Source organism: Priestia endophytica DSM 13796 (genome assembly GCF_900115845.1).
GTDB lineage: Bacteria > Bacillota > Bacilli > Bacillales > Bacillaceae_H > Bacillus_I > Bacillus_I endophytica.
In genome coordinates, this window is record NZ_FOXX01000027.1 from 24627 (window position 1) to 32111 (window position 7485).

Here is a 7485-nt window from a genome sequence, read left to right on the forward strand (position 1 = left end):
ACTCCTTCTTTATCGAAAAAGCAGCTTAACGAAATTCATTAAGCTGCTTTCTCTTTGTTATTTTTTAAGGGAATCTTGGGAACTGCTTGAAGTCTGGAGTACGTTTCTCTTTGAAAGCATCTCTTCCTTCTTTTGCTTCATCTGTTGTGTAGTAAAGAAGCGTTGCATCTCCACCAAATTGTTGCATACCTGCTAGTCCATCTGAATCTGCATTGAACGCAGCTTTTAGGAAACGAAGAGCAGTTGGACTTTTCTCAAGCATTTCGTTGCACCATTGAACAGTTTCTTCTTCTAACTTCTCAAGAGGAACAACTGTATTTACAAGCCCCATATCCAATGCTTCTTGGGCACTATATTGGCGACATAAGAACCAAATTTCACGCGCTTTTTTATGCCCAACAACACGAGCAAGGTAACCAGCGCCATAACCAGCATCAAAGCTCCCTACTTTTGGACCTGTTTGACCAAACACAGCATTATCAGCTGCAATTGTTAAGTCACACACTAAGTGTAAAACATGTCCTCCTCCAATTGCGTATCCTGAAACCATTGCAACAACTGGTTTTGGAATAACACGAATTAAACGTTGTAAATCAAGTACGTTTAAACGAGGAATTTGATCGTCCCCAACATAGCCACCATGACCACGTACTTTTTGATCTCCACCAGAGCAGAATGCTTTTTCACCAGCACCTGCTAATACAATAACACCAACATTAGCATCATCACGAGCGTATGCAAAAGCATCGATTAGCTCTGAAACCGTACGTGGACGGAATGCATTATGCACCTCTGGTCTGTTGATTGTGATTTTAGCAATTCCATTGTACGTTTCATATAAAATATCTTCGTACTTACGTTCTGCAGTCCATTCTACTGTAGACATTTTTTAGTCCTCCTTTATTCATGTACACTTTGTAAAAACCCATCTACTATTTTACTAAAAATTCGAGGTTTTTCCACATGTATAGCATGCCCAACTTCTTCAACTCTTTCTAAAAAAGAGTTTGTAAGCTGCTCATCTATCTCTGAACCAATCTGACAAAACTTTGTATCAAGTTTTCCTGTGATAAGAAGTGTTGGCAGATTGAGAGTAGACAAAAGCGGCCACCATGAAGGCTGCATGCCTGTCCCCATCCCAATTAAGCTATTTGCTAAACCGCGGGGAACATTTTTTAATCGCTCTTTTCTTACTTCTTCAATAATATCATTTGGCAAAGACTTTTGAGAATGAAAGAGCGGGATGTTTTCCCACTTTTCGACAAAAGCCTCTATTCCTTTTTCGTGAATGAAAGAAGCAAGTTGCTCATCATTCATTTGGCGGGCTTTCTTTTCTTCAATTGTCTTAAGACCAGGTGAAGAACTTTCTAATATAAGTGCTGTCACTTTATGAGGATATAAGATTGCAAACGATAACGCAACTCTTCCACCCATCGAATAACCGAGAATCGCTGCTTTTTCAATCTTTAATTCATAGAGCAATTGAACCAAGTCTGCTACAGTTTCCTCCATCGTATAACGACTAGGGTCAGCAGGCTTGTCTGTTTCTCCATGTCCAATAAGATCTACTGTAATCACTTTATAACGAGTAAAATCTTCCTTCACATGCTTCCATGTTGCCTGAGACCCTGTAAAACCATGAAGAAGCAGAAGAGGTGGGCCTTCTCCGTTGATTTCAATATTATAATTCACTCCCCGAATGATTTTGTTCATTTTTCCTTTTCCTCATTTAAAACATCCTCAATATCTTTCCACATGCTTCGATGTGTTTCAACATTCTTCGTACGCACTGTTTCAATCTCAATGACTGTAACACCTTTCGTTCTGAAAGATTCCTCAAGGTAATGACGAAAATCCGCCCAATTGCTCGCTTTATGAAATGACCCGTGATAAGCTTTTACAGCATTTGAGAAATCAATTCCGAGCGGCGTACCAAAGAGAAGTTCGAAATGCTTTTCTTCCTTTGCTTGAGGAAGAAAAGAGAAAATACCTCCACCATCGTTATTAACAAGCACAACGGTTAGGTTCAATCCGTTCAAATGTGCAGCTAATAACCCATTTAAATCATGATAAAAAGATACATCGCCAATCAACAATACAGAATGATGATAAGTAGTACTTGCGCCAAGCGCTGCTGAAACAACCCCATCAATTCCGTTAGCTCCCCTATTTGCTAATACATCTAGACTTTTAGATGACTTTCTTAAAAATGTATCAACATCTCGAATAGGCATAGAGTTTCCAACAAAAAGAAGACTTTGCTCTGGAAGAGCTTTTTGAAGTTCTACAACAACTTTTCCTTCATCAAGTTCCTCTGTATTGTCCATTGCCTGCTGAAGAAGGTCACTTGTGATATTTTGCACATTCATCCATTTTGAAAGCCAATTTTTTGAGAAAGTGATGTTTTCACATTGTTCCCTTAAGCTTCTACATAAAAACTCTTCATGCGATACAATAACATCTGTTATCGTCCCTGTCGGATCACGCCAATCTAACGTGTGATCTACCATTATGAAATTTTCTGGGGCGTAGTTTGTAATAAATTTGAGCGTTGTTTTTGAAACAGGCATTCCACCGAAACGAACAATAAGATCTGGTGCTAGTTCTTCAGCTACCCTTTCATTTTTTAAGAAAGTATCATAACTATCCATTACAACACCTTGTACTAGCTTATTTGTTCGAATATTTGATAAGGGATCAGCAAGAATAGGAATATTAAGCATATCTGCTAAAGCAACAATCTCCCTGCTTCCTTCTTTAGAAATTTGTTGGCCGCAAATGAAAAGAGGTTTTTCTGCTCTTTCCAATAATTGTTCTACGTAAGCAACATCAGCTTGTGAACCAATTCTCTCGCTTACTTTTTTTCGTTCTTCTCTTCTTTCTTCAAAGAAATTGTGCACTTCTGCTAAGTTAGGGAGAAGTGGCTCTCGAAGCGGGAAGTTCACATGTGTAACACCTTGGCCACCACGTTCAGCAACATGAACAGCTCTTTTAGCCACTTGTTTAATATACCGAAGAGCTTCTACTGAGCTTTCAGGTATGGCAACATCCACAAACCATTTTGCATACTTACCGTACAAGTTCACTTGATCAATCGCTTGTGGAGCCCCTACTTCTCTTAGCTCGTGCGGTCGATCTGCTGTTACAACAACAAGCGGGACACGAGAATAATGGGCTTCTACAATAGCAGGAAAATAGTTAGCTGCTGCTGTACCTGACGTACAAAGCAAAACGACAGGATGCTGTTTTGCTTTCGCTATTCCTAAAGCGAAAAAAGCCGCAGATCGTTCATCAATATTAGTATACACATTTAGTTCGTCACACTCTGCCATTGTAAGTGCAAGCGGAGTTGAACGAGATCCAGGACTGATAACAACGTCCGCAATGCCACTGCTTACTAGTCCATCTACAAATGTTGCTACATATGAAGTAAGAGCATCACTTGTCATTGTTCATTCCTCCTAACGCTGAAAGCATTGGCTTAAATTTTGTTTTTGTTTCTTCATATTCACTTTGAGGGTCTGAATCTCCTACAATTCCACAACCTGCAAAAAGTGATGCTTCATGACCACGCAGCAATGCTGATCGTATTCCAACAATAAATTCACCGTTACCATCCCCGTCAAGCCATCCAATTGGGGCTGCATACCATCCTCTTTCAAACACCTCTAGCTTTTCTAACACCTCAACAGACTCTTCTTTAGGATATCCACCAAGAGCAGGAGTTGGGTGCAGTTTCTCCACAAGTTCAAAAAGAGTTGTTCCTTCTTTTGCTTTTCCTTTAATAGGAGTATATAAGTGTTGAATATGCTTTACTTTATAAAGAGTTGGATGCTCAGGGGCATATACATTTAGGCACGTCTCTTTCATGGCCTTTTCAATCATATTTACAACAAGTTTATGTTCAAACAAGTTCTTTTCATCGTTCAATAGCTCTTCCCCTAATTTTTCATCTTCCTCTGCAGAATGTCCCCTTGGGATAGAGCCTGCTAAACACGTTGAAAAGACCTCACCATCAACGCTTTTTACAAGTCGCTCTGGAGAAGCACCGATAAAACATTGGCTATCTTGTTCAACAGCGAAAATATAGCTTAAATTCTGTTCTTCTAGCAACCTTGATAAGGCATATTCACTCCATATTTTCTCATGAAACGTTACTTGTAATTCACGTGCTAATACAACTTTTTCAATTTCACCACTTCTAATCTGTTCTGTTGCATGCTTCACAGCTCTTTTCCATTCTTCCGGAGCGACTTCATGTTGAACAGCATTTCTTTCATAAACTTGAGATGGAAGAATGTCAGAAGCAAGAAAAGTTTCTTCGATATGCTCCATTTCTTTTATAATATCCTCTACTGATTCGCCTTGCTTAATATATCGATTAAAGGTGATAAAAGCTTCGTTATTATAGGAAGTGAAAAGAACTTTAGGAACATAAAAACGACTAACAGGAAAACTCGTCCATAAATTATCTTCCTTTTGATAAGGATGAAAAGAGAATCCTCCAAAAAGCAAGTTACCTGTTCCAAACGGTGTTTTGTTCTCCTTTACACCTTCGATAAAACGCTTCCATTCTTCTTCAACATACTTAAAACGATCTCTACCCTTATTCTTTTCAATAATATGGGCATAATCAAATCCAACTAGATAAAAAGGCTCATACGCATCTTTCCAAAAGAAACGCTTCCCTTCATATAAATGGCGCCCATTATAGTAAACAGAGAGAGGATCAAACTGAGCAATTTGCTTTACAATACTAACAAACTGAGGCTTCTCTAATTTATTAGCACGTAAACTAGCGTCTTCAATTTTCCGTTTCGCTTCTTCAATACTTGTAACCACACTAGCTCCCTCCAGTGAAATCCGACATAATCTTATTTTTGTTTCCCAATTTATTTTCAGGAAACTTATATGGTAAAATCTTCTCTTAAAGATAGAAAGTTGTAACAAAGAAAAAATCTTCTCTTAAAATAAATGCTTGTCTAATGTTGTAGAAATACGCAACTAAATAATTATAAATCTTTCTCTTTAAAAATGCTAGTGAAGGGCTTCATAATCTAAATGTAATCTCTATATACCTTTTTAAACTTTATTTGCACAAAAATTTAGTAAGTGAAAAAAAGTTGAACTTTCTTGTGGTTTTCTCTACACTAATGTTAGGTGTTTTTGGCTAAAAACGTCTATCTAAAATGTTTTTATAAATATCTTTCTAGAGAAAGGATGAGAACAAGCATGCAATCATCACAACCGCGTGCTGCTCAATCGCCAAAAAAGGGATGGAAAGTATGGTGGAAATTAACACGTCCACATACCTTAACAGCAGCTTTTGTTCCTGTCTTAATTGGAACAGCTCTGTCTATGCAATCTACTTCAGTTAATATTCCCATCTTTCTAGCAATGTTAATTGCGTGTCTTTTTATTCAAATTGCTACGAACCTTTTCAACGAATATTACGACTTCAAGCGTGGACTTGACAATGAAAACTCGGTAGGAATTGGTGGCGGAATTGTTCGTGAAGGAATTTCTCCTCGGACAATTATGAACAGTGCTCTTATTTTGTACTTATTATCAATGATTATTGGGGTATATATTTGCATGAGTAGCAGCTGGTGGCTTGCGCTTATCGGCCTTTTTTGTATGGCTGTTGGATATCTTTATACTGGAGGTCCATACCCTATTGCTTACACGCCGTTTGGAGAACTTGTATCAGGACTTATGATGGGAAGTTCCATCATATTGATTTCTTTCTTCATTCAAACAGGAAAGATTACAGCAGAAAGTGTTGTCGTATCTATTCCTATTGCAATTCTTGTAGGTGCTATTCTACTTGCAAACAATATCCGTGATTTTGACGGAGACAAAGAGTTTGGCCGTAAGACGTTAGCTATTCTCGTCGGAAAGAAACAGTCTATTGTTGTGTTAGCATCTATGTTCACCGTATCTTATGTATGGATTATTGGACTTATTATTGCAGGAGTAGCAAGCCCTTGGCTATTATTAGTATTCCTTAGCCTTCCAAAACCAATCCAAGCTGTAAAAGGATTTATTGGAAAAACAATGCCCATTCAAATGGTACCGGCTATGAAAGCTACAGCACAAACAAATACGTTCTTTGGATTTTTATTATCCATTGGTCTTTTTATCGGCTACTTCTTCTAAAAACACAGTCTTTTGACTGTGTTCTTTTCTTATATTACGATGCTGTTATTTATCATTATTTAAGATCTTCTTCTGATTATATGCTTTATAATCATATACATTAGAAAAGAACATTGTGTTTATCCTATTACATGTTGAAACTTTTTAACTTCGTACAACGTATTACAAGGAGAAAACTATTTGAAAAGAGGAGAAGAAATGAATTCACATGAAATAGATTATAAACTTTATGGAGATGATATGCAGTTCGTAGAGATTGAACTCGATCCACATGAAAGTGTTATAGCAGAAGCTGGAAGTATGATGATGATGGAAGAAAACATTGAAATGGAAACCATTTTTGGAGATGGATCAGCAAGTTCTGGTGGAAGTGGCCTATTTGGAAAGCTTATGGGAGCTGGCAAACGTGTATTAACAGGGGAAAGCCTTTTTATGACAGCATTTACGAATAGCGCTCATAACAAACGTCGCGTCTCTTTTGCTGCCCCTTATCCAGGAAAGATTATCCCAATGGATTTAAGTGAACTAAATGGCAAAATCATATGTCAAAAAGATTCTTTTCTTTGTGCAGCAAAAGGTGTGGAGGTTGGAATTGATTTTCAACGAAAACTTGGAACAGGTTTCTTTGGTGGAGAAGGATTTATTATGCAAAAAGTAGAAGGTGATGGTCTTGCTTTCCTTCATGCTGGTGGCACGATCCACGAGAAAACACTTGAACGTGGTGAACGTCTACGTGTTGATACAGGATGTTTAGTTGCCATGACAAAAGATGTAGACTATAACATTGAATACGTAGGAAAAGTAAAAACAGCTTTGTTTGGTGGAGAAGGATTATTCTTTGCAACATTAACAGGTCCAGGAAAGGTGTGGATTCAATCTCTCCCATTTAGCCGCCTTGCTGATCGAATGTTTGCAAACTCCCCTGTTGGAACACAGTCCCGTGGAGAAGGAAGTGTTCTCGGTTCTCTTGGGGATTTCCTTGGCGGTGATCGTCGCTAAAGTTTCTGCTCCAGAAACTGATAACACACAAAAAGCATGCAGATTCTGCATGCTTTTTTAGATGACCCGTACGGGATTCGAACCCGTGTTACCGCCGTGAAAGGGCGGTGTCTTAACCGCTTGACCAACGGGCCAATTTTATATAAATCTTCGATGGCGGAGAAGGAGGGATTTGAACCCTCGCGCCGCTTGCGCGACCTACACCCTTAGCAGGGGCGCCTCTTCAGCCACTTGAGTACTTCCCCGTTTGGCTCCACAGGTAGGACTCGAACCTACGACCGATCGGTTAACAGCCGATAGCTCTACCACTGAGCTACTGTGGAATAT

General features: G+C 38.7%; 6 protein-coding genes and 3 tRNA genes. 2 read left to right on the plus strand and 7 right to left on the minus strand.

Annotated elements, in window-relative coordinates:
- Nucleotides 1-64: 64 nt before the first annotated feature.
- From menB to BM012_RS24745, 4 genes are read right to left on the minus strand one after another with little or no spacing between them, the layout of a single operon-like run.
- Nucleotides 65-886 carry a 1,4-dihydroxy-2-naphthoyl-CoA synthase gene (menB, locus tag BM012_RS24730; RefSeq protein WP_019391070.1) on the minus strand — a complete coding sequence of 274 codons (822 nt, stop codon included), beginning with the start codon at nt 884-886 and terminating at the stop codon, nt 65-67.
- A 14-nt stretch (nt 887-900) separates the two neighbouring features.
- On the minus strand, nt 901-1713 hold the full coding sequence (gene menH, locus BM012_RS24735; protein ID WP_061804009.1) for a 2-succinyl-6-hydroxy-2,4-cyclohexadiene-1-carboxylate synthase: 813 nt from the start codon (nt 1711-1713) through the stop codon (nt 901-903).
- The gene (menD, locus tag BM012_RS24740; RefSeq protein WP_061804010.1) at nt 1710-3449 is read right to left on the minus strand and encodes a 2-succinyl-5-enolpyruvyl-6-hydroxy-3-cyclohexene-1-carboxylic-acid synthase; all 1740 of its coding nucleotides are present in this window, start codon (nt 3447-3449) and stop codon (nt 1710-1712) included. The genes menH and menD overlap by 4 nt, the downstream gene beginning before the upstream one ends.
- Entirely contained in the window at nt 3439-4842 is a 1404-nt protein-coding gene (locus BM012_RS24745; protein ID WP_061804011.1) for an isochorismate synthase, read from the minus strand. Before BM012_RS24745 ends, menD begins: the two co-directional genes overlap by 11 nt.
- 390 nt (nt 4843-5232) lie before the next feature.
- Between BM012_RS24745 and BM012_RS24750 the strand changes: the two genes are divergently transcribed.
- Nucleotides 5233-6159: a 1,4-dihydroxy-2-naphthoate polyprenyltransferase gene (locus tag BM012_RS24750; RefSeq protein ID WP_372439972.1), complete on the plus strand. Its 927-nt coding sequence runs from the start codon at nt 5233-5235 to the stop codon at nt 6157-6159.
- Nucleotides 6160-6357: 198 nt separating this feature from the next.
- On the plus strand, nt 6358-7158 hold the full coding sequence (locus BM012_RS24755) for a TIGR00266 family protein (protein WP_061804014.1): 801 nt from the start codon (nt 6358-6360) through the stop codon (nt 7156-7158).
- Nucleotides 7159-7220: 62 nt separating this feature from the next.
- On the opposite strand, the gene BM012_RS24760 is transcribed toward BM012_RS24755, so the two are convergent.
- From BM012_RS24760 to BM012_RS24770, 3 genes are all read right to left on the minus strand, one after another.
- Nucleotides 7221-7292: transfer RNA gene (locus BM012_RS24760), tRNA-Glu, on the minus strand.
- Between the two features lie 20 nt (nt 7293-7312).
- Nucleotides 7313-7403: transfer RNA gene (locus tag BM012_RS24765), tRNA-Ser, on the minus strand.
- A gap of 3 nt (nt 7404-7406) precedes the next feature.
- Nucleotides 7407-7481: transfer RNA gene (locus tag BM012_RS24770), tRNA-Asn, on the minus strand.
- Nucleotides 7482-7485: the final 4 nt, after the last annotated feature.